The sequence below is a fragment of the Mucilaginibacter sp. A3364 genome, assembly GCF_059690715.1.
On the sequence record NZ_JCAWED010000001.1, the window covers coordinates 1,022,502 to 1,047,192 of the forward strand.

Genomic DNA, 24,691 nt, shown 5'->3' on the forward strand with positions numbered 1-24,691 from the left:
ATGACCAATGATCGTCTGTTGTAACAAAGACAATGAAACAAGGTCATAGCAATATAATACAAAATGGATAGAAATACATTTACAGGGTTATTCCTGATCATGATCATTATTGCAGGATCGGTATGGTTTTTAAAGCCTACTGATGCACAACTGCAACAAGAGCGCGAGAGACAGCATCAGGATTCGCTAAAAAAAGCCGGTGTTAAAGTGCCCGACGCTAAAACCGCTAACATGGCAGCAGCAGCTCCGGCAGTTGATTCGGCTGCGCTGAAAAGCCCGTTTGGTGCATCAACAGTTGGCAGCGAGAAGCTGATCACTGTTGAAAATAAAGATCTGCGTTTAAAGCTGAGCACCCGCGGTGCACGCATTTACTCGGCCGAGCTGAAAAACTTTAAAACTTTTGATGGCAAGCCGCTGATATTGTTTGATGGTACCAATAACAAGTTTGGTTTTACCTTTAATGTTGGCGCCGCCACCGTGGTTAATACTAACGACCGCTACTTTACCCCAAGCGCCGAAAGCCTGACCGTTGCCGGAAAAGACTCATCATCAATTACCCTGCGCTTAAGCTACAGCCCAACCCAGTATATTGATTATGTATACAGCCTGGCAGGCGAAGGTTACAAAGTAGGCTTCACCATTAAATCGGTTGGTTTAGATAATGTGGTTGCCAATAGCAACAGCATTGCCCTAAACTGGGAAACCAACCTGCTGCGCCTGGAAAAAAGCATCAGGCTTGACCGCGAGCACAGCATGATACAATGGTTAAATACCGAAAACGACTTTGATTACTTTGGCGATACCAAGGACGACATTAAAGAAGTTAACGATAAAAAAATACGCTGGGTATCCTTCAAACAGCACTTCTTTTCGACCGTGTTGCTAAGCAAAACCGGCTTTGGTAAATCAAATTTTGCAGTTAGCACTGATACCGCCGACCATGCTGATATTAAAAAACTGAAAGCTACGCTGGCCCTTACCCGCGAGGCCGATGGCAGCTACCCGATGGAGTTTTACTTTAGCCCTAACAAATACCATACGTTAGAAGGCCAGGGTAATGATCTGCAAAAACAAATTAACCTGGGCTGGGGTCCGTTAAAATACATTAACCGTTACGCGGTATTACCTGTATTTAACTTCCTGAACCAGTTTGGCTGGAACTATGGTTTGATCATCCTGGCGTTAACGGTTATACTTAAAGTGGTATTATCGCCGCTTACCTATAAATCATACCTGTCAATGGCTAAAATGCGTGTGCTTAAGCCGGAGATGGACGAGATCAAAGCTAAAGTAGGCGAGGATAACCCAACCCTGTTACAACAAGAATACCTCAAGCTGTATAAAAAGGCCGGGGTTAACCCGCTGGGTGGTTGTTTGCCGCTGTTGCTGCAAATGCCTATCGTAATTGCTTTCTTCCGTTTCTTCCCAAGTTTATTTGAGCTGCGCGGACAAAGCTTTTTATGGATGGACGACCTGTCAACCTACGACGCGTTCTTTAACTTCGGTTTCACCGTACCATTCATTGGCGATCACCTGAGTTTAATGTGTTTGTTGATGACCATATCAACCCTGATATACACTTACTTTAACAACCAGATCTCGGGCGTTAGCGGGCAGATGAAATATGTGGGTTACATTACCCCTGTTATCTTCCTGGGTATGCTGAACGGTTATCCGTCAGGCTTGAACTATTACTACTTCCTGGCCAACATGTTCACCTTCCTGCAACAGTACTTAATTCGCCTGATGGTGGATGACAAGAAGATCCACGCTAAAATTGAAGAGAACAAAAAGAAACCTGAGGATAAAACCAAAAAGAAATCGGGCTTCGGTGCTAAAATGGAAGAAATGATGCGCGCGCAACAACAAGCGCAATCGGCGCAGAAAAAGAAATAATACCCGTAGAGACGCAATACTTTGCGTCTCTTTTTATACGTATGTAGAGACGCAATATTTTGCGTCTCTTTTTTGTTATAATCCAACGTGCGTAGGCTGTCATGCTGAGCCTCGTCGAAGCATGAGGGTAAAGGCCTTTACGCTCACCCTTCGACGGGGCTCAGGGTGACACCCTACAAAGAAAATTTTATAAAAATACCACTAAAAATATTAGCAAATTGCTACATTTGAACATGTATGCAATTGTAGATATTGAGACCACGGGAGGGCATGCCAGCGCAAACGGTATTACCGAAATTGCCATTTGTTTACACGATGGTAAAAAGGTAACCAAACGCTTTAGCACGCTTGTAAATCCCCGCCGGGAAATACCTATATACATACGCGCCCTTACCGGCATTACCAACGAAATGGTAGCCGAGGCCCCGCCATTTGAGGATGTAGCCGCCGATATTTACCATATGCTGCACGGCAAAGTTTTCGTGGCCCATAACGTAAACTTTGATCATTCATTCGTTAAATACCATTTGGCTGCCGCCGGGTACGATTTGCAGTGTAACAAGCTTTGTACCGTGCGCCTTGGGCGTAAAATATTGCCGGGCTTACCATCATATAGCTTGGGCAAACTGTGCCGCCATTTAGGTATTGATAACGAAAGCCGCCACCGTGCCATGGGCGATGCCGATGCCACTGCCGAACTGTTCAGCATGTTGGTGCGTAACGATAGGGACGACCATATTAAAGCCGCCCTCAAATCCAATTCGCGCGAGCAGGTGCTGCCACCCAACCTGCATAAATCGGCCATACAGGATCTGCCTTATACACCCGGTGTTTACTATTTTCATGACGAAAAAGGTAAGGTGATATATGTTGGCAAAGCCAAGAATATCAAAAAGCGGGTTTGCAGCCATTTTACCGGCAATAACCCCGGCGCGCAGCGACAAGCGTTTTTAAAGGATATTCACCGCATAACCCACCAGGTTTGCGGTACCGAGCTGATTGCCTTTGTGCTGGAAGCCATAGAAATAAAGCGCCTGTGGCCCAAATACAACCGCGCCATGAAGCGTTTTGAGCACGCCTATGGTTTGTATGCCTACGAAGATCAACGTGGCTATAAACGCCTGGCGGTGGATAAGCACCGCAAATACACCGGCGCTATATATACCTGCAACACCCTGTTTGAGGGCAGAAGCATCTTACATCAACTGATAGACACTTTCGAGCTTTGCCCCAAACTATGCTTCATCCAAACCAATAATGATACCTGCACAGGTGCTTTGCAAACCCAATGCGCCTGCCACGGCCACGAAACTGTAGATACCTACAACGAAAAAGTAGACCGCGCTGTAGCCGAGTTAAATCAGGCTTTGCCTACGTTCGCTATACGCGATGAGGGCCGTACTGATGATGAGCATAGTTGTATATTGGTAGAGAAAGGCAAATTTTATGGCATGGGCTATATATCGCACTATTTTAAAGTTGATAGCCTGCAACAGCTAAAAGACCACATTACGCCATATCCTGGCAATGATTATATCAAAAATTTGATAGCTACTTATGCGGATAAGTTTCCTGAGCGGAAATTTGTCTTGGGGTAGTATATTTGTTTATGACCTGGCTAGAGAAATTTGATCGCAATTATTATGTGGAAACCCGTATCCCCAAAATTGATATTTTATCAAAATTGCAATTGAAAATAGACGAAGCTAAAGCAGATAAAAGCTGGTTTTCTTCAGACTCTTTAGGTTATCGGAAATTTGTTTTTTGGGGAGACAGGGTTTTAATTAACTATTCGCAATTTTGGGGGCCTTATTTTGGTACTGGAAGTGGGACTGGGATTGTAAGATTGAATTTTAGTGAAGAGGAAGATAAGACAGTCATCTCTGCTAAGATAATCCCGCTTGGAAAAATGAAAGTAATTGGGTTTTGGTTTACTGTTATTGCATTGATGCTTTTTGCCATGCTTCTTTTGTTTCTATCTAGTGGGTCAAAAGTCTTGATAATGATTTTATTTGGCTGTCTTATCGCCGGGGGCGGATTCTATATAAATGTGATCTATTCCAGGTTTGTAATGTGGTCTTACCTGGAAAAGTTACTTTTGGATTTGGGTGTCAAAGAAAAACTCGTGTTAAATAAATTTGCTTAAGAATAAATGACTCCGCTCTTGGCACCATAATTGGTTCTATCATGGTCTATCTAAAAAAGGAAAACAACCATGAACAGCATTAATCAAAACCAACCCGAAGATAATCACAAAGACCTTGCAGGGCCCGAAGCTATCGAAAAATTGAAAGAACTGGCCGGCGGCGCCCAAACCTGCTTTTTTCTATCAAACATCAAAACCGGTTTGCCCGCATCTGCCCGCCCAATGACCGTGCAGGAAGTTGACGACGAAGGTAACCTGTGGTTCCTGTTTGCTAACGACAGCGAGACCTACAAAGAACTACAAGCCGAACCACTGGCTCAATTGTTCTTCCAGGGCTCCAAATATTCCGACTACCTGAATGTATACGGCATAACCAGCATCAGCGAAGACAAAGAAAAGATCAAACAATTTTGGAAACCAACGCTAAAAACCTGGTTCACCGAAGGGGAGGACGACCCGCGCATAGCCGTTATAAAATTGGAACCGAGCGAAGCCTACTATTGGGATAACAAACACGGCAACGCCATAGCCTTCATCAAACAACTGGCCGGCGCGGCAATAGGTAAAACGTTGGATGACTCGATAGAGGGAAAGATAGAAGTATAACCCCTCCCAACCCTCCCCGGGTGGGGGAGGGCTTTAATCAGCGTGAGGTGGATTTTTATATTATAAAAAAGGCTGACAATAATTGTCAGCCTTTAGCTTTAAGTATCAAGTCAAAAGCCCTCCCCCTCGGGGAGGGTTGGGAGGGGTTATATCACGCCTGCTTTCTCCAGTTCCACCGCCATTTGCTGCTGTATTTTCAGGGCTTCGGCGCGGGCTGCTTCGGCAAAGTCTTCGCCATTGCTGGCGTAAATAATGCCGCGTGATGAGTTTACGATCAGGCCGCAATCTTTGGTGATGCCGTATTTGCAAACCTCTTCCAGGCTGCCGCCTTGTGCCCCAACGCCGGGTACCAGTAAAAAGTTATCGGGGGCGTATTTGCGTATATCGGTAAATTCGGTGCTTTTGGTGGCACCCACAACATACATCAGGCGGTCGGCGCCGGCCCAGGTGTTGGCTTTTTTGATCACGGTTTCGTACAAGGTGCCATCGCCGGTTTGCAGGTATTGAAAATCTTTGCTGCCCACAGATGAAGTAAGGGCAAGTATGATGATCCATTTATCCTCGTACTTTAAATAAGGCGTAACGCTGTCATTACCCATATACGGCGTAACGGTAATAGCGTCAAAGCTCATGCCCGATGCCTGCTCGTCAAAAAATGCCTGGGCATATTTGTCGGATGTGTTGCCAATGTCGCCGCGTTTGGCGTCGATAATATTAAGGGTATCTTTCGGCAAATGCTGCCAGGTATCTATCAGGCTTTGCAAACCTTTTATACCGCGGGCTTCGTAAAAGGCAGCGTTGGGTTTGTAGCTTACGCAAAGGTCTTTGGTAGCATCAATAATGCGTTTGTTAAACTCCAGGATAGGGTCGGGGTACTCTAACAGAAATTGGGGGATCTTTTCAATATCGGTATCCAATCCTACACATAAAAATGATTTTTTTTGTTTGATCTGGTCTATGAGTTGTTGGCGTGTGATCATGCTAAGAAGAGCTTTTTTTGAAAGCCCAAAAAAACTAAAAATTAACCTAACTGTTGAGTTTATGACATAATTTTTTTAAAAGTTTGTTTTTTAAAATTAAATCATTACCATTGTGGCGTTAATAATCCTTTTGAATTTTTCTTGCACTAAAGAAATAAATTTAAATCCCACGTCGTTATTATATTCGTTACCTGGTTTTAAATATCACAGCTGCAATAAATTTCTCTCAAAATAATGCGTCCGGGCGTTAACAATTAGTGCAAACGGAAGTCTTATTAATCAAATAACATAAACTTAAAAATAGCTGAGCAAAAGTTAAAGCGCTCACTAAGTATACAACAACAATATTTCCCCTTTGAATTAAATTCATATCATGTCTGATAACACCGAATTGAACGACAAACTCGTTTCTGAGTTGCGCGAAATTGCCAAGAGTTTAGGTATTGCCGATGCCGACGAACTTAGAAAACCACAGTTAATAACTAATATAGTACAAATGCAGCAGCTTATTGAAGCTGCCCGCGCACAGCAAAGTGTTGTTGAAAGCAACTATGCCCCTAAAGGTGCTGATGAGGATGTAGCAGAGGATAAACCTCGTAAACGTACCCGCACCATAAAAGGCGCAACACCGGTTAAACCGCGTGTTGAAGTGCCTTTGGATGACGCTAACCTGTTTGATGTGCAGGACGACGAGCCTGTACAGGATACAGAAGAAGAAGAGCAGGCCCAGCCTGTGGCCGAAACGCCGACAGACGACGAAACAGCACCTGCTAATACTGAAGTGCCTGCCGAAGCCCGCCCGCAGAAATTTGAGCGCCGGGTTAACCAACAGCAACCTCAAAAAAGCCAGGAGCCTGCTGTTAATTTAGATTTTGACAACGTTATTGTTAACGAAGGTGTATTGGAGATCATGCCTGATGGTTATGGCTTCCTACGCTCGTCTGACTATAACTATTTGACATCGCCTGATGATATTTATGTATCACAATCGCAGATAAAATTATTCGGTTTAAAAACCGGCGATACTGTGCGTGGCAGCATACGCCCGCCAAAAGAAGGTGAAAAATACTTCCCATTGGTACGTGTAGAAGCCATTAACGGCCGTATACCTGCCGAGGTGCGCGACCGCGTTCCGTTTGATCACTTAACACCGCTTTTCCCTTCAGAAAAACTGCATTTGTTTACAGATATGGGTAACAATTCAACCCGTATTATGGACCTTTTTGCACCAATAGGCAAGGGCCAGCGTGGTTTAATTGTGGCGCAGCCAAAAACAGGTAAAACCATGTTGTTAAAGGATGTTGCTAACGCGATAGCCAAAAACCACCCTGAAGTTTACCTGATCATCTTACTGATCGATGAGCGCCCTGAGGAGGTTACCGATATGGCCCGCAGCGTACGCGCCGAGGTAGTATCATCAACATTTGATGAGCCTGCCGAGCGTCACGTTAAAATTGCCAATATCGTTTTAGAGAAAGCAAAACGTATGGTGGAGTGCGGTCATGACGTGGTTATCCTGCTTGACTCAATCACCCGTTTAGCACGTGCCTACAATACCGTAGCGCCTGCATCAGGTAAAATATTATCTGGTGGTGTTGATGCCAACGCGTTGCACAAACCGAAACGTTTCTTTGGTGCGGCCCGTAACATTGAGGATGGCGGTTCATTAACCATTATCGCGACAGCATTGACCGAAACCGGCTCAAAAATGGACGAGGTTATCTTCGAAGAGTTTAAAGGTACCGGTAACATGGAGTTACAGTTGGATAGAAAGCTATCGAACAAACGTGTGTTCCCGGCTATTGATATTACTGCTTCAAGTACCCGTAGAGATGATCTGTTGCTGGATAGAGAGACACTTCAACGCATCTGGATATTGCGTAATCACCTGGCGGATATGAACTCGATTGAAGCAATGGAGTTTTTACAAAGCCAGATAAGAGGTACAAAAACTAACGAAGAATTCTTGATATCCATGAATTCTTAATAATTTTGTTGTAAGGCGGGCGGTTTTTAAACCGCCCGCCCAATCAACTAAAAATGAAACGACGCGTAAAAAAACATCTTCCAAACTTTATAACCTGCGCTAACCTGTTTAGCGGTTGTGTAGGTATAGTATTTGCCTTTAACGGCGATTTGGTAACCGCTGCTTACGCGCTTTTTTTAGCCGCTATTTTTGACTTCTTCGACGGATTTGCGGCCCGTGTACTTAAATCATTTTCGGGCATAGGTAAGGATCTGGATTCGCTGGCGGATGTGGTGAGCTTTGGCGTATTGCCGTCGGTTATACTATACCAGTTGTTTTTATTGGCGCCGCAGATACCGGGTGTTAGTCCGTTTTTAAATTTTAGTGCGATACTGATCGCCGTATTCTCGGCATTAAGGCTGGCCAAATTTAATAATGATACCCGTCAGGCCGAAGTATTTATAGGTTTACCTACGCCGGCCAATGGTATATTGATCGCTTCGTTCCCGCTTATTATTGATCAATACAGCAGCCTTGCAGGGTTGATATTGAACCCATACGGATTGGCAGCCTTTGTGGTAATTATGTGCGCTCTCCTGGTAGCCGAGTTGCCGCTGATGTCGCTCAAATTCAAAAACAGCGATTTCAATAAAAATATCTTCCGTTACCTGCTGCTCTTGTTCTCGGCTATCCTGATACTCTTCTTCAAGTTTGTGGCCGTACCGGTAGTGATCTTCATCTACATCATGTTATCAATTGTACAATTTAAAATTGGCAATGATAACAATGTGTTGGCTAAGAAGCCGTAATATTAAGTCTCCTTGGGAAAGGATGAAAGGGACGTTACACCGACTCCGCCTTAATCTTCAATAACGTAACCGTATTGGTGTCAATATTAGATTTCAACTGGTTAAACTGCCCCACAACCGCCATTACATCCGGCGAACCGCCTTTGCAGGCTTGCTCAATTTCCTGTACCAGTGCCTGGCTAACCAGCATACCAAAAAAGCCAAGGGTAGCCTTTAGTTTATGTGCGGCTGCTGCGGCTGCTACCCAATCCATTTCGTCTAAAGCGTCGCTTATGTTTTGGATGGATTCGGGGGTTTGTTGTAAAAACATGTCTATTGATTCAACAATAAACTCATTGCTGCCGTCGGCAATTTCCTGCAATAAAGATAGATCAAGGTCCTCGTTTTGATATGAATCTGACATGTATGCTTTAGTATATTCTCAAATTTATAATTTTTTTACAATTAAGCTATCGCTCAGGCTATTTTTCAAATCACTAATAGTTTTAAGCAAAACCGGGTGCATAAAATCAGGCACCAATTCGGCCAATGGCTCCAACGTAAAACGCCTGTTATGTAAGTGGGGGTGAGGCACCTGTAGGTCTGATTCATTGATCACCGTGTCCCCGTAAAACAAAATATCAATATCTATCGTTCGCGATCCCCATTTCTCTTCGCGCTTGCGGCCCATCTCCAGCTCAATAGCCAACATTTTACTTAATATAGTGCTTGCCGGCAGATCTGTTTTTAGCTGTATCACCTGGTTCAAATAATCAGGCAGGTCCGTTTTTCCCCATGATTGCGTTTCATAGATCGAGGATTTTGCAACAACCGGTGCTACGTTATGCCCGATATGCTCCACCGCCTGTTGTAAAAACAAAACTCGGTTGCCCAGGTTACTTCCTAATAACAAAAAAACATCAACCATGTTGTAACAAATATTATGCATGCCGCTCTTACTAATATTGCAGCGGATTGCTAAGTTTGCATAGATAGACTATTTACAGTATTAAATGAAACAATTTCTGAAGTTTGTATTGGCCACCGTTGTGGGGATTATTATTACCTCCTTTGTTCTGGTTCTTGTTTTTATAGGTATAATAAGCGCGGCCAGTGGCGAAAAAACTGTAATTGTTGATTCAAATTCCATCCTGCACGTAGCCTTTAAATATCCTATAGACGAGCGTACAGCAAATAACCCGCTTTCGGGCATAGACTTTTTGGGCCTTGGCGGCGACAAATCGATCGGCCTGAAAGACATATTGGCTAACATTAAAAAAGCCAAAACCGACGATAACATCAAAGGTATTTTCCTGGATCAAAGCTACATGATGAGCGGTCAGGCCACTACCGAAGAGATTCGCAACGCGCTTATCGACTTTAAAAAATCAAAGAAATTTATCATAGCCTACTCCGAAGTTTATACTAAAGGCTTTTACTACCTGGCTACCGTGGCCGATAAGGTCTATTTGAACCCGAAGGGGATGATTGAATTTGACGGCTTTAGCTCGGATGTAACCTTTTTAAAAGGCGCCTTGGATAAACTGGGCATCGAGGCGCAAATTATAAAAGTAGGCACCTTTAAAAGCGCTGTAGAGCCGCTGGTGCTGACCAAAATGAGCGATGCCAACCGTTTGCAGGTTACTTCATACCTGGGTTCGTTGTATGATCATTATTTAACCGGTATCAGCAACAGTCGCCATATAGCTAAAGATACTTTGTTTGCCTACGCGAACGAGCTGCGCATCCGCCAGCCCGAAGACGCGCTGAAATATAAAATGGTTGATGGCCTGAAGTACAAGGACGAAATACTGCTTGAACTAAAAAAACTAACCGATATTAAAGCAACTGATGATCTGAGCAGTGTTGATATCACGGAATACACCAATAGCACATCCGAAGCTAAAGAAGAAGTATCAACTAACCGCATAGCCGTTATTTACGCGTCAGGCGAAATTATGAGCGGCGAGGGTGATGATAATCGTATAGGTTCTGAAACCATATCGCGCGCCATACGCAAAGTGCGTTTGGATAAAAAAGTAAAAGCGGTGGTACTGCGCGTAAACTCTCCGGGTGGCAGTTCGCTGGCATCAGATGTGATATGGCGCGAGGTATTGCTGACCAAAAAAGTTAAGCCTATGATAGTTTCTATGGGCGATGTGGCTGCATCCGGCGGATACTATATCTCGTGCGCTGCCGATTCCATCTTCGCGCAGCCAAACACCATTACGGGTTCTATTGGCATATTTGCCGTATTGCCAAACATGCAAAAACTGTTTAATGATAAACTGGGCGTAACCTTTGATGGTGTTAAAACCGGCAAATTTGCTGACTTAGGCAGCACTGATCGCCCGCTGACACCTGAAGAACGCCTGATACTGCAAAGCCAGGTAAACCAGGGCTACGCCGATTTTACCAAGGCGGTAGCCGATGGCCGTAAAAAAACAATGGCTTATATTGACAGCATTGGCCAGGGCCGCGTTTGGACAGGCTCGCAGGCTCTTAAAATTGGTTTGGTTGATAGGTTAGGCAATATTAATGATGCCGTTAAAGCGGCCGCTAAAATGGCTAAGCTGGAAAAATACCGTACGGTTGATTACCCCGAACAAAAAAGCGTATTCAATAAACTGGGCGAAAGCATAAGCGCCGAAGCTAAAACCCGTATGCTCAAATCAGAATTGGGCGAAAACTACGGCGTGTACGAAAAAATAAAAGGCGTTACACAGTTAATGCGTACTCCACAGGCCCGTATGCTGTATGATGTGGTGGTGAAGTAGTCTTGAGCCTTAAGTCGGGAGTCATTAGTCTCATTTGATAATTTAAAAGACTCAAGACTCTGAACTCAAGACTTTCGACAAAAAAGGCGGGCTAAGTTTTAACAAAACTTAGCCCGCCTTTTTTGTTTACTTATTGTACTTTTACGCACAAACCAAATTATGGAAAACAAGCCCATAGCCCGCCGTCTACGTCTGTTATCGCAGTTAATGGAACTGCATGATGTTAATCCGTTTAAAATTAAATCAATAGCTAACGCCGCTTTTAACGTGGATAAGCTGCCTTATCCGGTCGACGGCAAAACGCTGGAAGATTTGGAGAAAATTAGCGGTATTGGTAAAAGTGTGGCGTCTAAAATTATAGAACTGCTGGAAACCGGTACCATGGCCGAACTGGAGGAAATGCTGGCCGCCACACCGGCTGGCGTGGTAGAGATGATGGGTATAAAAGGCATCGGTGCCAAAAAAGTAGCCACCATATGGCGCGAAATGGGCATCGAAAACCTGGGCGAACTTTATTATGCCTGTAACGAAAACCGCCTGATAGAGGCCAAAGGTTTCGGCCTTAAAACGCAGGATGAGATACGCCGGGTTATTGAGTTTAACATGGCCAGCACCGGCAAGTTTTTATATGCCAGGGTAGAGGATGAGGCCCAAAAGCTGATCAGCCTGTTTAAAGATGTATTCGCTAATGCGCTGATAGAGTTTGGTGGTGAGTTTCGCCGTAAATGCGAGATCATTAATGAGTTGGTGATCGTGTTAGGTAACCGCGATTCGGCGCTGGCACATACAACCGTGTTACAGTCGGATTTATTGAGTAATGTTGAAATTGAGGGCGACCATATTAAAGGCGTAAGCCAAAGTGGTCTTAAAGTAGCGGTTTATTGTGTGGAGAAGCGCTGTTTTTTTAAGGAGTTGTTCCTGAAAACCGGCGATGATGCGCATGTTGCCGCCGTACTGGCGCGCGAGGTTGATGAATTGGAGCAGCCCGAAAGCGAACAATTGATCTACCAGAAAGCAGGCTTAACCTATATACAGCCTGAACTGCGCGAGGGAGATGCTTATATTCAAAAAGCGGCGGATGATAAATTGCCGGTTCTGATATCATATCACGATCTGAAAGGTTCGTTACACAACCACAGCACCTGGAGCGACGGTGTGAATTCCATTGAAGAAATGGCGCTATACTGCCGGGATCAACTGAAGCTTGAATACCTGGGTGTGTGCGATCACAGTAAAAGCGCCTTTTACGCGAAGGGCCTCAGCATTGAGCGTGTTCTGCAACAGCATGAGGAGATAGATCACTTAAATAAAAAGCTGGAAAACTTCCACGTATTTAAAGGTATCGAGTCGGATATATTAAATGATGGATCGTTGGATTACCCTGACGAGATCCTGCAGCGCTTTGATTTTATCGTAGCATCCATCCACACCAACCTAAAAATGGATGACGCCAAGGCTACCGAGCGTTTGATCAAAGCTATTGAGAATCCCTATACTACCATATTGGGCCATCCTACGGGACGGTTACTGTTAAGCCGCAAAGGTTATAATTTCGACCACAAAAAAGTAATTGACGCTTGCGCAGCCAACGGTGTGGTGATAGAGGTTAATGCCAACCCGCTGCGTTTAGACCTGGATTGGCGCTGGCACCAATACGCGTTGGACAAAGGCGTATGGCTATCTGTAAACCCCGACGCGCACCGAAACGAAGGATTTTTGGATATGCACTACGGTGTTTACGCTGCCCGCAAAGGCGGTTTGTATAAAGAACGATGTTTAAATGCTTTAAACTTAGCCGAAATTACAGAGGCGTTTCAATCAAAGAAAGCTAAACGCAGCTAACCATAGCTTCACTTAGTGTAAATGTAGTATCTTTGGGTTTTTATTTTTTAAGCATGATTAGCAACAAGTGCAATCAAATATTTAAGCAGGTTATACAGGATTATCACCAATTTAATGATATCGACTATCCGTTTACAAATCCGTTTGCGGAAGGTAGCCTTGACAACCTGCTGTATACCAAATGCTGGATAGATACTGCCCAATGGCACATGGAAGACGAAATACGTAACCCGTCCATCGTACCCGAGGTAGCTGTGCAGTGGAAACGCCGTATAGACAAATCAAACCAGGACCGTACGGATATTGTGGAAGTGATCGATGATTATTTCTTCACCAAATACAGCAACATCCAACCCAAACCAACCGCACGTTTCAATACCGAAAGCCCGTCGGGCGCTATAGATCGTTTATCTATACTTCACCTTAAAATATACCACATGCGCGAGGAAACCCTGCGAACCAATGTGGACGAAGCGCTTCTGCAAAAAAACAAAGAGAAACTTACCGTACTGTTAACCCAGCAGGACGACCTCTCGTTAGCTATTGATGAGTTGTTGGAAGACATTGAAAAAGGGGATAAATACATGAAGGTTTATCGCCAGATGAAAATGTACAACGACCCCGAACTGAACCCTGTTCTGTATAACAAAAAATAAATGGCGACAGCAGGGCATATACTGGTGCTGCGTTTCTCGTCAATGGGCGATGTAGCCATGACGGTGCCGGTTGTAAAAGCCATGCTCGCTCAAAACCCGGGGACGACGGTAAGCTTTGTGTCCCGTCCCGGTTTCAGCGCTTTTTTTGAGGGGATTGATGGGTTGACCTATGTTCCTGTCGATCTTAATAATGCCTATAAAGGTTTCGGTGGTATTTTGAAGCTTTATAATTTTTTAAACCAGCGTGGTACCTATCACGCCGTGGCCGATCTGCATAACAGTCTACGCTCTAAGATACTTGGTAACCTGTTCAGGTTGTCGGGCGTACGGTACAAATCCATTGATAAAGGCCGGGCAGAGAAAAAACTACTTACCCGTTTCCCCAATAAAATATTAAAACCATTAAAGCGTACTGTTGAACGTTATGCTGATGTATTCAGGGCCCTGGATTTTTCAGCTACGCTTGATTACCAACTTACCAGGCAATCCATAACACTCCCCGCCGAAATTAAAGCCATTACAGGCGATAAAAGCAATTCATGGATAGGTATCAGTCCTTTTGCACAATATCGCGGTAAAACGTATCCTATCGAGAATATGGATGAGGTGATAGGGCTGTTAGCTGATAGTGCGGTTAAAGTATTCCTGTTTGGCGGGGGCGCGAGCGATAAAGAAATTTGTGAAAAATGGGAGCAGAGGCATCCGCACGTAACATCAGTAGTGGGCAAGCTAAATATGGCGCAGGAGCTTTTGCTTATTAATGAACTGGATGTAATGCTGAGCATGGATTCTGCAGGTATGCACCTGGCATCGCTACGCGGTACACCGGTGGTATCTATCTGGGGCGCTACGCATCATTATGCCGGATTTTTAGGCTATGGGCAGCGCGAAGAAGATATTGTAGCTGATGACATTGAGTGTCGGCCATGTTCGGTTTACGGCAACAAACCCTGCTTTAGAAAAGATTACGCATGTTTGTATAACATTGCGCCGCAAACAGTTGTTAACAGCTTATTGAAATATACGCCATGATCAAACGATTTCTTGCTATAGGTATTCTTTTACTATCTGTGCAGGCATATGCTCAGGAAACATCATTTGTCCAAAAAATCTCCTACGGTGTTAAAATTGGCGGCGGCCTGGCCGATCAGTATGTAAAAGGTATAGACATTGTATCTACCAGCACCATCAAAACCTTTAACGCCTCCGTTTTTGGGCAAATACCTTTGCCGCAGGACCTTTGGTTTAGGGCGGGAGTGGGCTTTTCGGGCAAAGGTTCTGTAATTTCTGTCGATGCTTTAACTACCACTACCCAGTTAGGTTATATTGAAGTGCCGATAACGCTTATCCGTAAATTTAATTTTACTAACCTGGGCAGGTTTTATATAGGGGCCGGCGGTTATTTTGCAAGTGGCCTTGCCGGTACGGTAGATTATGAGACACCAGGTAGCACCACATCAGACAAATTAACTTTCGGTGCCGAAAATGATTTGAAACGCCTTGATCTGGGTGTTAATTTTTTGGCCGGTTTTGAGTTCAGGAACAAACTGATGTTTAACATCAGCCATTCGCTGGGTTTAAATAATATTGCATCAACCAACCAACAGAATAGTGGCACGAGTGTTGTAAAAAACAGGGTATTTTCTATTGGATTAGGATACCTGATCAAATAAACACACGCCCATGAAAAAACTACTGCTAATACGCCACGCCAAAGCCACCCATGAAACCGGTTATGTTGATTTTGAAAGGCCGCTAAAGCCTGTTGGTTTGCAGGATGCAGCCGTAATGGCCGGCCGCATAAAAGCCGCGGGCCTGGTGCCACAAGCATTAATATCAAGCCCGGCATTGCGTACGTTGAGTACGGCTAACGTGTTTTCGCAACACCTGTCATTGCCTGCCGCTCAAGAGGTTGCCGGTATTTACGAAGCGAGCCAATACGAGTTGGTTGACATTGTAAGCCAGTTTTCTGATGATTATGAATTTGCCGCGCTGGTGGGCCATAACCCCGGCATTGGCCAGTTGCTATATTACCTTACAGGCGAAACGCGCGATGTGCCGCCAGGTGCTGTGGCCCTTATTGAATTTGATATAGATACCTGGGCCGTTGTTAGCGGTAATACAGGTAAGTTGAGGTATTACGATTCGCCGAAGGAGCAATAGTTTGAGAATAGGGGGCTCCGCTGGAGCCTTTGTCTTTTTTATGGTAAGGCTATAAACAGGGAGCTCCTACGGAGCCTGGTTTATTAGTATACCGCTGCTTTCGGCTCCATAGGAGCCTCGTGTTTATAGAAAAAAAGTGAAAACAAAAGGCTCCATAGGAGCCTCGTATATACAATTTGCAAGTCAACTTAATGTGTAGCGCGATTATTCAATATCAACTCCGCTATCGCGATATCTTCCGGAAAGGTTATCTTAATATTCTGATGGTCGCCTTCAATTAAATTAATGGCTATCCCCATTTCCTCTACCACGCTGGCGTCATCGGTAAACTTATCAGTATAAACCTGCTCGTAGGCTTTTTTTAGCTGTGCGAATTGGAATGTTTGCGGGGTTTGCACCAGGTATATTTCATCGCGAAGCAGACTGCTTGATACGCCATTTTTTACCTGGCGGATTGAGTCACGGCTTTTTACCGCCACAATAGCGTTGCCTTTTTTCGCGGCTGTTTGGTAGGAGTTATCGATGATCTGTTTATTGGTTAAAGGGCGCACCGCGTCATGCACGGCTATCACAGCATCCTCAACATTGATTGTATCTAATCCTTTTTTTACGGAGTGAAAGCGGGTTGAGCCGCCCGTAACCAATCTGTGTGGTATATCAAAATTATGTGTATGGCGTAGTTGTTTCCAATAGTCGTGATAATCTGCCGGCAATACTAACACAATTTGCGGTCGCGATTGGCTTTGCTGAAAAGCCAGCACCGTATGCATTAACACAGGCAAGCCATTAAGAGACAAAAACTGCTTAGGTACCGCTGATTGCATCCGGCTACCCGAGCCACCAGCCACGATGATCACGTAATTTTTTGAGATATGAGACATTGTCAAACTAATTGCTGTGGTTTGCTTTTTTTGTGGTAACCCGGTATGGTATTTTAGCACCCAATATGTTGATGGTTTTATCAACAACCTTGCTGCCTGTATTTTGACCGGGTTTTATCATTTCTTTATCCTTGTCTTTTGGATCTATCCAAATCAATACTTTATCGTCAGGTGACGGAACGTCAAAAAGATCTAGAGCTTGTGTTATGCTCAATTTCCTGGTTGTAGCGTATTCATCCGATATCTCCATAATTATTCGTAAAATCGATCTTGTCTGGATGTATAAAGCCCGCGGGTGATATTTGTTGGTATTATTTTAACTACTGTTGCCAATATTTCAATACCATGCTCCCGTAAATATGTTTCTTTACCTTTAAAGAGCCTGAAACCAAAGTAAAGGAGGACAATGCTTACTATTCCCATTATTATCTCTTCAATGCTCATGCTGCAAGTTACAAAACGGTGGGTAAAAAAAATGTGAGACCGTTACCGATCTCACATCTCATTTCTAATATCTCACGTCTAAATTAGATGATCAACATCGCGTCGCCATAGCTATAGAAACGGTATTTTTCTTTAACCGCTACTTCGTAGGCATTCATAATATGGTCGTAACCACCAAACGCGCTTACCATCATCAACAAGGTCGATTCCGGAGTGTGGAAGTTGGTGATCATTGAGTTTGCAATACTAAAATCGTACGGCGGGAAAATGAATTTGCTGGTCCAGTCGTTAACCGGTTTTAGAGTTCTGCTGGCAGAAACAGCCGATTCGATAGCACGCATACTGGTGGTACCCACCGCGCAAATGCGTTTTTTACGCTCAATACCACGGTTTACAATATCGGCTTGTCTTTGCTCGATGATGATCTGCTCCGAATCCATTTTGTGTTTGGTCAGATCCTCAACCTCAACCTGGCGGAAAGTACCTAAACCAACGTGCAGGGTAACCTCGGCAAACTCAACACCTTTTAGTTCAAGGCGTTTCATCAGCTCGCGGCTAAAGTGTAAGCCGGCGGTAGGGGCAGCCACAGCACCTTCGTGTTTAGCGAAAATGGTTTGGTAGCGCTCTTTATCTTCGGCAGTAGCTTTACGTTTAATGTATTTAGGTAGCGGTGTTTCGCCTAATATCTCTACGTTACGACGGAATTCCTCATCAGTACCGTCAAACAGGAAACGGATGGTACGGCCACGTGAGGTAGTGTTATCAACAACCTCGGCTATCAGCAAATCGTCATCGCCAAAATAAAGTTTGTTACCTACGCGTATTTTACGGGCCGGGTCAACCAAAACGTCCCATAAACGCAGTTCTTTATTCAGTTCGCGCAGCAAAAATACTTCAATAGTAGCGCCGGTTTTCTCTTTGTTGCCGTACATACGGGCAGGGAATACCTTGGTGTTGTTTAATATCATTACGTCCTGGTCGTCAAAATAATCCAAAACGTCTTTAAAAACTTTATGCTCAATTTTGCCAGAATCTTTGTGTAAAACCATTAAACGGGCTTCATCACGTTCGGTAGAAGGGTTGTGTGCAATTAATGATTCGGGTAAATTGAATTTAAATTGAGATAATTTCATGTTTCTCTATATGAATTTTCAGGGCGCAAATGTACGAATAATTTTTGGCGATTTCATTGATTTTTATTATGGATACCGCCAATCATCTGGTTGATTCCATTGCTATTATCAATGTCACCCTTACCGGCACGTATTACGCTTTTTTATAAAATAAAAGGTTTATTTAAGGCTTAATAAATAATTGCTGTAACTTAACAGCAATATTAACATCTAATATATAACAACACTTTTAAAAATGAGTTTGCAACACAACGAAATCCTTTTTATCAGTGAAATCTTTACAAATCGGTGTAATCACAAAAAATCGGTGTAATCATCATATATGATATTTTTAAAACTTTTTAGGGAGAGTTTTTTATTTGCTTTTGACTCGTTAAGGCAAAACAGGCTGCGCACCTTACTTTCATTACTGGGGGTAACCATAGGTATTTTTACCATCATAGCTGTGTTTTCGGGCGTTGATACGCTACGCGATAACCTGCAAACCAGTGTTAACAAGCTGGGTAGTAATAGTGTTTATATTGAAAAATGGCCGTGGGTAGGCGATAATAACTCGCCCTGGTGGAAGTATATGCAACGCCCTGTACCCCGATTGCGTGATTTTAACGAATTACAGCGTCGCAGCCAGACAGCTAAAGCTATATCGTATGAAATATCAGTTGATAGCCGCACTATAAAATATGGCAGTAATACTGCCGACGGGGCTTCGATATACGCGGTAACCCAGGATCATAATAAAACCTGGAACATTGACATAGCCGAAGGCCGCTATTTTACCGAAACAGAATCGCGCACGGGTGCCCCGGTTTGTATCATTGGTGCCGATATTGAAGACAACCTTTTCCCTGCCGGGAATGGTTTAGGCAAGCGTTTAAAAGTAATGGGGCGTTATGTTACCATTATTGGTGTACATGCCAAAGAAGGTAAGGATATGATGGGCATATCAAGCGATAATGAGGTATTATTAACCTTAAATTTTGCACGTAACGTTATTGATGTGCAAAACGAGCGCTATCGCCCGTCGATAATTGTTGTGGGTAAGGATGGCATACCGTTAACCGAGCTGTTGGGCGAGTTGCGTGGCTTAATGCGCTCTATACGCAGTATAAGCCCTAATCATGAAGATAATTTTGCCCTGAATGAAAGTACTACGCTAACCAAGGAGTTTGATAGTTTATTTGCCATACTGCACACCATTGGCTTGATCATAGGCGGTTTCTCCATATTGGTAGGTGGCTTTGGTATAGCCAATATCATGTTTGTATCGGTGAAAGAACGCACTAACATCATCGGCATTCAAAAATCTCTGGGTGCTAAAAATTATTTTATCCTTTTACAGTTTTTAATTGAGGCCGTTATTTTATGCCTCATGGGCGGTATGCTTGGCTTATTGATGGTTTACGGCGGTACATTTTTAGTTAAGTGGCTGGCCGACGTGCAGATTGTACTTTATATGAAAAACGTGATCATAGGCATAGGTACTTCTATAGCTATTGGCATGATATCGGGTATAGTGCCGGCATGGTTCGCCTCAAAAATGGACCCGGTGGAGGCGATAAGGTCTAATTAGAGTCAAATACGTTTGCCTGGTAATTTTACTTACTCCATAATAACTTTCCATTGCTGCGGTTGGCTTCAAAATCTGCCCAAATATTTGCTGCAGCATCAGCACTAATTTGCGTATTGCCGGCGCAATTATAAACCGCCCTGCCGCATGAGCTTAGTGATGAAGCAAAGTTTTCAAAATAAAACACTTTTTTACCCTTGTAGTCGTATATCACCAACTTTGCACCTGTGTACACGGTGCACGAACCTTTGCCTGATATCAGGGCTTGCGCCCAGGAGAGTTCACTTAAAGTGCTTGCGCCGCAAGCATTAACAACCGGGTTTTCGATACCATTTACCGAAGTTTCTTTTTTGCCACAGCTTAAAACAGCTAAGGCAAGTAATGAAATAATGAGGAATTTTTTCATGGCATGCAGGTTTGGCAGTGGCAAGGTAATTAGTTATTTCAAGAATTGCAATAATGTACTCGCCAGTGAATCAAATGTGTAGCTTATAGCTTCCGGTTATTCATGGTGATATTTCGATACCTTATCGAAAAACACGGAAGGTACGAAGGGCTTGGTCAGGTAATCATTCATGCCGGATTCCAGCGCTTTATTATATGTTTCGGGCATAGCGTCGGCAGTGAGCGCTATAATAGGTAATGCGGGATACAGTGATTTGATGATACCGGTAGCCTCAAAACCATCCATTACGGGCATTTGCAGGTCCATAATTACCAGGTCGTAATCATTGCTTTTTACCATATCCACAGCAATTTGGCCGTTTAGGGCCTCATCAACATTAGCCTGCCAGTTATTTAAAAAGCGCTTGGCAATAAGCAGGTTCATTTTATTATCATCAACTACCAAAACATTCATGCCTTTTAAATTTGGCATATCGGTGTTATCAATAGGAGGCGGTGGTACAGCTGCAATATTTTTTTGAGGAATATCAAATGCTATTGTGAATATAAACTCAGATCCTTCGCCCGGCGTGCTGTTTACTGTTATGTCGCTTTTATGCAGGTTAACCAACCGTTTGGTGATAGCAAGGCCCAGGCCCGTGCCGGCGTCGTTATTATTCACAAATGGTTCCTGTATAAAAGGGTCAAATATTAAAGCGTGATGATCAGGCGCTATGCCAATGCCGGTATCGAGTATTGTAAATTTAATAGCTACCTGGCGGCTATTGGTGTTAACCAGTTGCAGGTTTATATCAACCTTGCCTGTATTGGTAAATTTGATTGCGTTGCTTATCAGGTTGTTTAATATCTGGCTAAGGCGCATTTGGTCGCCTATTACCAGTTGGGGTATAAGCGGGTCAATATTTGCCGTCAGTAGCAGGCTTTTTGCGATAGCGCGTGCCTGGAATGCCTGCTTTGTTTTTTGTGCCAGTTCACGGATATTAAACTCGTGCAGGTTAAGCTCAAGCTTGCCGGCCTCAATTTTATTATAGTCTAATATATCATTAATAATAGCCAGCAGGTTTTCGCCCGAAAAGCGGAGTATATTTAGATATTCCAATTGCTCGGGCCTTGGGTCATCAGCCAGTAACAGGTTGGTTGTGCCTATCACCGCGTTCATAGGCGTACGTATTTCATGACTCATGATAGACAGGAAATCTGATTTAAATTTCGACGCTTTTTCGGCAATTTCTTTGGCCAGTATCAATTCCTGAGTAGCTTTTTGCTGGTCGGTAATATCCTCGCCAATGCTGGTGGTTTCTTTTAACAGGCCATTCTCGTCGTAGCTAACCGTATTTTGCCAACTGATGATCCGTTGTTCGCCATTGCGGCACAGTACCGGGTTAACATATTGTGGCGGTACGTCGTTGTGTTTTAACATGTCGCCTATACGTGGCCTTATATCAACCGGTATAAAGTTATCAAACCAGTTCATTCCCATAATTTCCTTTTGCGTGTAGCCCAGCAGGTTGGCCAGGTATTGGTTGCAAAAAGTTATGGTACCATTTTTATCTAATGATAAGGCCACCAGCTTAATCGTTTCTAAAACCAGTTTGTACTTGTTTTCGGTACGCTTATAATCAATTTCAACCTGTTTTCGGTCGGTAATATCCTGCAGTGTGCCAATTATCTTGCGCGGACTGCCATCCTCATTAGTTAATATTTTGCCAACAATAACACTTACATATTTAACAACATCAGCAGGAGTAACTATACGCAGCACGCAGGTGTAATTAGGCACAATGGCCGCGCTTTTAATTAAATGCTGAACGATAAATGTATCATTAGGATGCACATATTTTAAAAGTATCTCCTTCAGGTCGGTCTGGCTTAACTGGTTGGTATGGATCTCAAAAATGTTCGCTATCTCATCAGAACAGTAGAGATGACGGGTATTAAGGCTCCAGTTCCAGTTGCCAATTTTAGCGATAGTTTGCGCTTCGATAAGCTCCGACCGGCCTTTTTTAATAGCTTTTTCGGATAACCTCATATCGGTAACATCCTGTATAATACCTGATATGCGCTTTAAGCCTCCGTCATCATTTAATGTTTTTTCGCCAATAGTTATGCGAATGTATTTTAATATACCATCGGGCGTTATCAACCTGTGTTCATATTCAGTTTCATCATTGGTTGCTACCGACGTTAAAAAGCGCACACAGGCTTCCCTGTCTTCCGGGTGCATCAGGCTGGTATAATACTCAAACCGGTTTACCTCATAGGCTAAACCGGTAGTGCCTAAAATGGCGAAGAGATTGGCTGAAAGGTAGGTTTCGCCGGTGGTGCTGTCAAACAACCAGTTGCCAATTTTGGCTACGGTTTGGGCCTGCAATAATAATTGCTCTTTCTCGAGGAGGGCATCGGCATATTTTTTTTGTTCAGAGATATCGGTTACTGATGCCGATATGCGCTGCAGGTAATTCCCCTCCCGGTCAAGCACGGGTGCTACACGGGCTATAAACCATTTGCCGGTGCCATGTTCTGACAGGTATTCAAGCGATGTAGGTTTTTTATGGGTGATGACATAATCCATCACATCATTAAATTTTTTTGCCCGCTCGGTACCAATAATATCATCCAATCTTTTCCCCACCGATGCGCGCGGATCGACGGCCCGTTCAATCAGGTCATTAAACCAAACATTTTGGCAAACCTTATCCTCATCAAACTCAAAAATAATATCGTTAAGGGAGTTTATAAGCGTGTTCAATTCCTCCGGCGAGCAGGGGAGCTTGGCCATGTAAAGCTTTGCCGCATTATCAATGCAGCGCCGGTAAAAATACCACATTACCGCGGCTACGATCGCTATGGTAAATAACGAAGCGGCAACGCTGTAATAAACAGAGATCTGTGACACAAGCTCAGCTAATTTTAATGGGGTTTTTAATATATTATAACACGTTTTTAATGTTTTTATAATATTATGCCAACATAAGGCTTTTTTAGCGTTTTAAGACAATTTTTTTACAATTGCGTAGCGCTTTCAGGTGCTATAATACGCAGATTTAATTATATTTGTTGCTTATACTAATTATCTTTCTATGTCGGCTACTGCACAACTACAAATTGGTGAAAAAACATACGAGCTTCCAATAATTGAGGGAACTGAGGGCGAAAAGGCTATTGATATTTCAAAATTGAGAGATCAAAGCGGTTACGTTACACTTGATATTGGTTATAAAAATACCGGTGCTACCAAAAGCGCCATCACATTTTTAGATGGCGAACTGGGCGTACTTAAATACAGAGGATACCCTATTGAGCAGCTTGCCGAAAAATCAACCTTTATTGAAGTTGCTTACCTGTTAATATACGGTGCGCTGCCAACTGCCGAGCAGTTAAAGAATTTTGAATACGAAATAAGCCGCCACACCCTGGTGCACGAGGATATGAAGAAGTTTTTTGACGGTTTTCCGTCAAAATCACACCCAATGGGTCAGCTATCTTCATTAGTGTGTTCGTTATCGGCTTTTTATCCCGAATCATTAAAACCAAACCAAACTAAGGAAGAGCAAAACCAAAGCATTATTAAAATGCTGGCTAAAATGACTACCATAGTTTCGTGGATCTATAAAAAATCATTGGGCCACCCGGTTATGTATCCGTTAAACAAGTACGATTACGTAACCAATTTCCTGAACATGACCTTTGGCCAGCTAACCGAAGACGTACCGGTTGATCCGGTAGTGGTTAGCGCCATGAACACCTTATTAATATTACATGCTGATCACGAGCAAAACTGCTCTACCTCAACGGTGCGTATCGTAGGTTCATCAGAATCTAACATCTATGCTTCTGTTTCTGCAGGCATATCCGCGCTTTGGGGCCCGCTGCATGGCGGTGCTAACCAGGCGGTGATTGAGATGCTGGAGAAAATTAAAGAAGACGGCGGCGATACCGACAAATGGATAGCGAAAGCAAAAGATAAAAACGATCCTTTCCGTTTGATGGGTTTTGGTCACCGTGTGTACAAAAACTTCGACCCGCGTGCCAAGATCATCAAAAAAGCCTGCGATGATATTTTAGAAAAACTGGGTATTGACGATGAGGTGTTAGAGATTGCTAAACGCCTTGAGGAAGTAGCCTTACAGGATCCTTATTTTGTTGAGCGTAAACTATATCCAAACGTAGATTTCTACTCAGGTATCATTTACCGGGCGTTAGGTTTCCCTACAGATATGTTTACCGTACTGTTTGCCCTGGGCCGTTTACCGGGATGGATAGCACAATGGAAAGAAATGAAAGAAAACAAAGAGCCTATCGGCCGTCCACGTCAAATTTACGTTGGTGCTGTTGATAAGAACTTGTAATATATTGAGCGTTTAAACTTTCTAATATTGAAGCCCCCGGTTTACCGGGGGCTTTTTTGTTAAAGGCAAATTGCCGAGAAATGATGAGTATT

Annotated in this window: 23 protein-coding genes; 14 read left to right on the top strand and 9 right to left on the bottom strand. The window is 43.5% G+C overall.

Translation table 11 applies throughout. The annotated features are described in order from the left end of the window. Window positions 1-63 precede the first annotated feature (63 nt). The 4 genes from yidC to AC59JT_RS04565 all read left to right on the top strand — a co-directional run bounded on the left by yidC (window position 64) and on the right by AC59JT_RS04565 (window position 4,648). The gene (gene yidC / locus AC59JT_RS04550) at window positions 64-1,896 is read left to right on the top strand and encodes a membrane protein insertase YidC (protein ID WP_497396425.1); all 1,833 of its coding nucleotides are present in this window, start codon (window positions 64-66) and stop codon (window positions 1,894-1,896) included. A 227-nt stretch (window positions 1,897-2,123) separates the two neighbouring features. After that, window positions 2,124-3,494, top strand: a complete 1,371-nt coding sequence (locus AC59JT_RS04555; protein WP_497399335.1) for an exonuclease domain-containing protein — start codon at window positions 2,124-2,126, stop codon at window positions 3,492-3,494. An 11-nt stretch (window positions 3,495-3,505) separates the two neighbouring features. After that, window positions 3,506-4,042 (top strand): hypothetical protein, encoded by a 537-nt coding sequence (locus tag AC59JT_RS04560; RefSeq protein ID WP_497396426.1) that lies wholly within the window; start codon window positions 3,506-3,508, stop codon window positions 4,040-4,042. Between the two features lie 69 nt (window positions 4,043-4,111). Beyond that, window positions 4,112-4,648 (top strand): pyridoxamine 5'-phosphate oxidase family protein, encoded by a 537-nt coding sequence (locus tag AC59JT_RS04565; RefSeq protein ID WP_497396427.1) that lies wholly within the window; start codon window positions 4,112-4,114, stop codon window positions 4,646-4,648. A gap of 146 nt (window positions 4,649-4,794) precedes the next feature. Here the strand turns inward: AC59JT_RS04565 and pyrF are convergent, their stop codons facing one another. Then, the gene (gene pyrF / locus AC59JT_RS04570) at window positions 4,795-5,625 is read right to left on the bottom strand and encodes an orotidine-5'-phosphate decarboxylase (RefSeq protein ID WP_497399337.1); all 831 of its coding nucleotides are present in this window, start codon (window positions 5,623-5,625) and stop codon (window positions 4,795-4,797) included. A 376-nt stretch (window positions 5,626-6,001) separates the two neighbouring features. Here pyrF and rho point away from each other — a divergent pair, with 376 nt between their 5' ends. Both rho and pssA read left to right on the top strand, forming a co-directional pair. Further along, window positions 6,002-7,615, top strand: coding sequence for a transcription termination factor Rho (gene rho / locus AC59JT_RS04575; protein ID WP_497396428.1), 1,614 nt, complete (start codon window positions 6,002-6,004; stop codon window positions 7,613-7,615). A 53-nt stretch (window positions 7,616-7,668) separates the two neighbouring features. Further along, window positions 7,669-8,403, top strand: coding sequence for a CDP-diacylglycerol--serine O-phosphatidyltransferase (gene pssA, locus AC59JT_RS04580; protein WP_497396429.1), 735 nt, complete (start codon window positions 7,669-7,671; stop codon window positions 8,401-8,403). 34 nt (window positions 8,404-8,437) lie between these two features. On the opposite strand, the gene AC59JT_RS04585 is transcribed toward pssA, so the two are convergent. Beyond that, window positions 8,438-8,806, bottom strand: coding sequence for an Hpt domain-containing protein (locus AC59JT_RS04585; RefSeq protein ID WP_497396430.1), 369 nt, complete (start codon window positions 8,804-8,806; stop codon window positions 8,438-8,440). Between the two features lie 24 nt (window positions 8,807-8,830). Next, window positions 8,831-9,331 carry a 2-amino-4-hydroxy-6-hydroxymethyldihydropteridine diphosphokinase gene (folK, locus tag AC59JT_RS04590; protein WP_497396431.1) on the bottom strand — a complete coding sequence of 167 codons (501 nt, stop codon included), beginning with the start codon at window positions 9,329-9,331 and terminating at the stop codon, window positions 8,831-8,833. A gap of 64 nt (window positions 9,332-9,395) precedes the next feature. Here folK and sppA point away from each other — a divergent pair, with 64 nt between their 5' ends. The 6 genes from sppA to AC59JT_RS04620 all read left to right on the top strand — a co-directional run bounded on the left by sppA (window position 9,396) and on the right by AC59JT_RS04620 (window position 15,820). Further along, window positions 9,396-11,159, top strand: coding sequence for a signal peptide peptidase SppA (sppA, locus tag AC59JT_RS04595; protein ID WP_497396432.1), 1,764 nt, complete (start codon window positions 9,396-9,398; stop codon window positions 11,157-11,159). Window positions 11,160-11,318: 159 nt separating this feature from the next. Beyond that, entirely contained in the window at window positions 11,319-13,001 is a 1,683-nt protein-coding gene (locus tag AC59JT_RS04600) for a helix-hairpin-helix domain-containing protein (protein WP_497396433.1), read from the top strand. A 53-nt stretch (window positions 13,002-13,054) separates the two neighbouring features. Then, entirely contained in the window at window positions 13,055-13,657 is a 603-nt protein-coding gene (locus AC59JT_RS04605; RefSeq protein WP_497396434.1) for a DUF4254 domain-containing protein, read from the top strand. After that, entirely contained in the window at window positions 13,658-14,689 is a 1,032-nt protein-coding gene (locus AC59JT_RS04610) for a glycosyltransferase family 9 protein (protein WP_497396435.1), read from the top strand. Continuing rightward, window positions 14,686-15,330, top strand: a complete 645-nt coding sequence (locus tag AC59JT_RS04615) for a porin family protein (RefSeq protein WP_497396436.1) — start codon at window positions 14,686-14,688, stop codon at window positions 15,328-15,330. The genes AC59JT_RS04610 and AC59JT_RS04615 overlap by 4 nt, the downstream gene beginning before the upstream one ends. 10 nt (window positions 15,331-15,340) lie before the next feature. Next, on the top strand, window positions 15,341-15,820 hold the full coding sequence (locus AC59JT_RS04620) for a SixA phosphatase family protein (RefSeq protein WP_497396437.1): 480 nt from the start codon (window positions 15,341-15,343) through the stop codon (window positions 15,818-15,820). A gap of 188 nt (window positions 15,821-16,008) precedes the next feature. On the opposite strand, the gene AC59JT_RS04625 is transcribed toward AC59JT_RS04620, so the two are convergent. The 4 genes from AC59JT_RS04625 to queA all read right to left on the bottom strand — a co-directional run bounded on the left by AC59JT_RS04625 (window position 16,009) and on the right by queA (window position 18,278). After that, window positions 16,009-16,701: a 2-C-methyl-D-erythritol 4-phosphate cytidylyltransferase gene (locus AC59JT_RS04625; RefSeq protein ID WP_497396438.1), complete on the bottom strand. Its 693-nt coding sequence runs from the start codon at window positions 16,699-16,701 to the stop codon at window positions 16,009-16,011. A gap of 7 nt (window positions 16,702-16,708) precedes the next feature. Next, window positions 16,709-16,951, bottom strand: coding sequence for a hypothetical protein (locus AC59JT_RS04630; RefSeq protein ID WP_497396439.1), 243 nt, complete (start codon window positions 16,949-16,951; stop codon window positions 16,709-16,711). Between the two features lie 2 nt (window positions 16,952-16,953). Continuing rightward, window positions 16,954-17,145, bottom strand: a complete 192-nt coding sequence (locus AC59JT_RS04635) for a hypothetical protein (RefSeq protein ID WP_497396440.1) — start codon at window positions 17,143-17,145, stop codon at window positions 16,954-16,956. Window positions 17,146-17,228: 83 nt separating this feature from the next. Next, the gene (gene queA / locus AC59JT_RS04640) at window positions 17,229-18,278 is read right to left on the bottom strand and encodes a tRNA preQ1(34) S-adenosylmethionine ribosyltransferase-isomerase QueA (protein ID WP_497396441.1); all 1,050 of its coding nucleotides are present in this window, start codon (window positions 18,276-18,278) and stop codon (window positions 17,229-17,231) included. 322 nt (window positions 18,279-18,600) lie between these two features. Between queA and AC59JT_RS04645 the strand changes: the two genes are divergently transcribed. Next, complete coding sequence (locus AC59JT_RS04645; protein ID WP_497396442.1) at window positions 18,601-19,848, top strand: ABC transporter permease; 1,248 nt, start codon at window positions 18,601-18,603, stop codon at window positions 19,846-19,848. Between the two features lie 25 nt (window positions 19,849-19,873). On the opposite strand, the gene AC59JT_RS04650 is transcribed toward AC59JT_RS04645, so the two are convergent. Next, window positions 19,874-20,251, bottom strand: coding sequence for a hypothetical protein (locus AC59JT_RS04650; protein WP_497396443.1), 378 nt, complete (start codon window positions 20,249-20,251; stop codon window positions 19,874-19,876). Between the two features lie 96 nt (window positions 20,252-20,347). Then, window positions 20,348-23,146, bottom strand: coding sequence for a PAS domain-containing hybrid sensor histidine kinase/response regulator (locus AC59JT_RS04655; RefSeq protein ID WP_497396444.1), 2,799 nt, complete (start codon window positions 23,144-23,146; stop codon window positions 20,348-20,350). A 184-nt stretch (window positions 23,147-23,330) separates the two neighbouring features. Here AC59JT_RS04655 and AC59JT_RS04660 point away from each other — a divergent pair, with 184 nt between their 5' ends. Next, entirely contained in the window at window positions 23,331-24,599 is a 1,269-nt protein-coding gene (locus AC59JT_RS04660; RefSeq protein ID WP_497396445.1) for a citrate synthase, read from the top strand. Window positions 24,600-24,691: the final 92 nt, after the last annotated feature.

Coding starts and splice junctions, on each gene's coding strand:
- yidC (WP_497396425.1), top strand. CDS start 64: ATGGATAGAAATACATTTACAGGGTTATTCCTGATCATGATCATTATT.
- AC59JT_RS04560 (WP_497396426.1), top strand. CDS start 3,506: ATGACCTGGCTAGAGAAATTTGATCGCAATTATTATGTGGAAACCCGT.
- AC59JT_RS04565 (WP_497396427.1), top strand. CDS start 4,112: ATGAACAGCATTAATCAAAACCAACCCGAAGATAATCACAAAGACCTT.
- rho (WP_497396428.1), top strand. CDS start 6,002: ATGTCTGATAACACCGAATTGAACGACAAACTCGTTTCTGAGTTGCGC.
- pssA (WP_497396429.1), top strand. CDS start 7,669: ATGAAACGACGCGTAAAAAAACATCTTCCAAACTTTATAACCTGCGCT.
- AC59JT_RS04585 (WP_497396430.1), bottom strand. CDS start 8,806: ATGTCAGATTCATATCAAAACGAGGACCTTGATCTATCTTTATTGCAG.
- folK (WP_497396431.1), bottom strand. CDS start 9,331: ATGCATAATATTTGTTACAACATGGTTGATGTTTTTTTGTTATTAGGA.
- sppA (WP_497396432.1), top strand. CDS start 9,396: ATGAAACAATTTCTGAAGTTTGTATTGGCCACCGTTGTGGGGATTATT.
- AC59JT_RS04600 (WP_497396433.1), top strand. CDS start 11,319: ATGGAAAACAAGCCCATAGCCCGCCGTCTACGTCTGTTATCGCAGTTA.
- AC59JT_RS04605 (WP_497396434.1), top strand. CDS start 13,055: ATGATTAGCAACAAGTGCAATCAAATATTTAAGCAGGTTATACAGGAT.
- AC59JT_RS04610 (WP_497396435.1), top strand. CDS start 13,658: ATGGCGACAGCAGGGCATATACTGGTGCTGCGTTTCTCGTCAATGGGC.
- AC59JT_RS04615 (WP_497396436.1), top strand. CDS start 14,686: ATGATCAAACGATTTCTTGCTATAGGTATTCTTTTACTATCTGTGCAG.
- AC59JT_RS04620 (WP_497396437.1), top strand. CDS start 15,341: ATGAAAAAACTACTGCTAATACGCCACGCCAAAGCCACCCATGAAACC.
- AC59JT_RS04625 (WP_497396438.1), bottom strand. CDS start 16,701: ATGTCTCATATCTCAAAAAATTACGTGATCATCGTGGCTGGTGGCTCG.
- AC59JT_RS04630 (WP_497396439.1), bottom strand. CDS start 16,951: ATGGAGATATCGGATGAATACGCTACAACCAGGAAATTGAGCATAACA.
- AC59JT_RS04635 (WP_497396440.1), bottom strand. CDS start 17,145: ATGAGCATTGAAGAGATAATAATGGGAATAGTAAGCATTGTCCTCCTT.
- queA (WP_497396441.1), bottom strand. CDS start 18,278: ATGAAATTATCTCAATTTAAATTCAATTTACCCGAATCATTAATTGCA.
- AC59JT_RS04645 (WP_497396442.1), top strand. CDS start 18,601: ATGATATTTTTAAAACTTTTTAGGGAGAGTTTTTTATTTGCTTTTGAC.
- AC59JT_RS04650 (WP_497396443.1), bottom strand. CDS start 20,251: ATGAAAAAATTCCTCATTATTTCATTACTTGCCTTAGCTGTTTTAAGC.
- AC59JT_RS04660 (WP_497396445.1), top strand. CDS start 23,331: ATGTCGGCTACTGCACAACTACAAATTGGTGAAAAAACATACGAGCTT.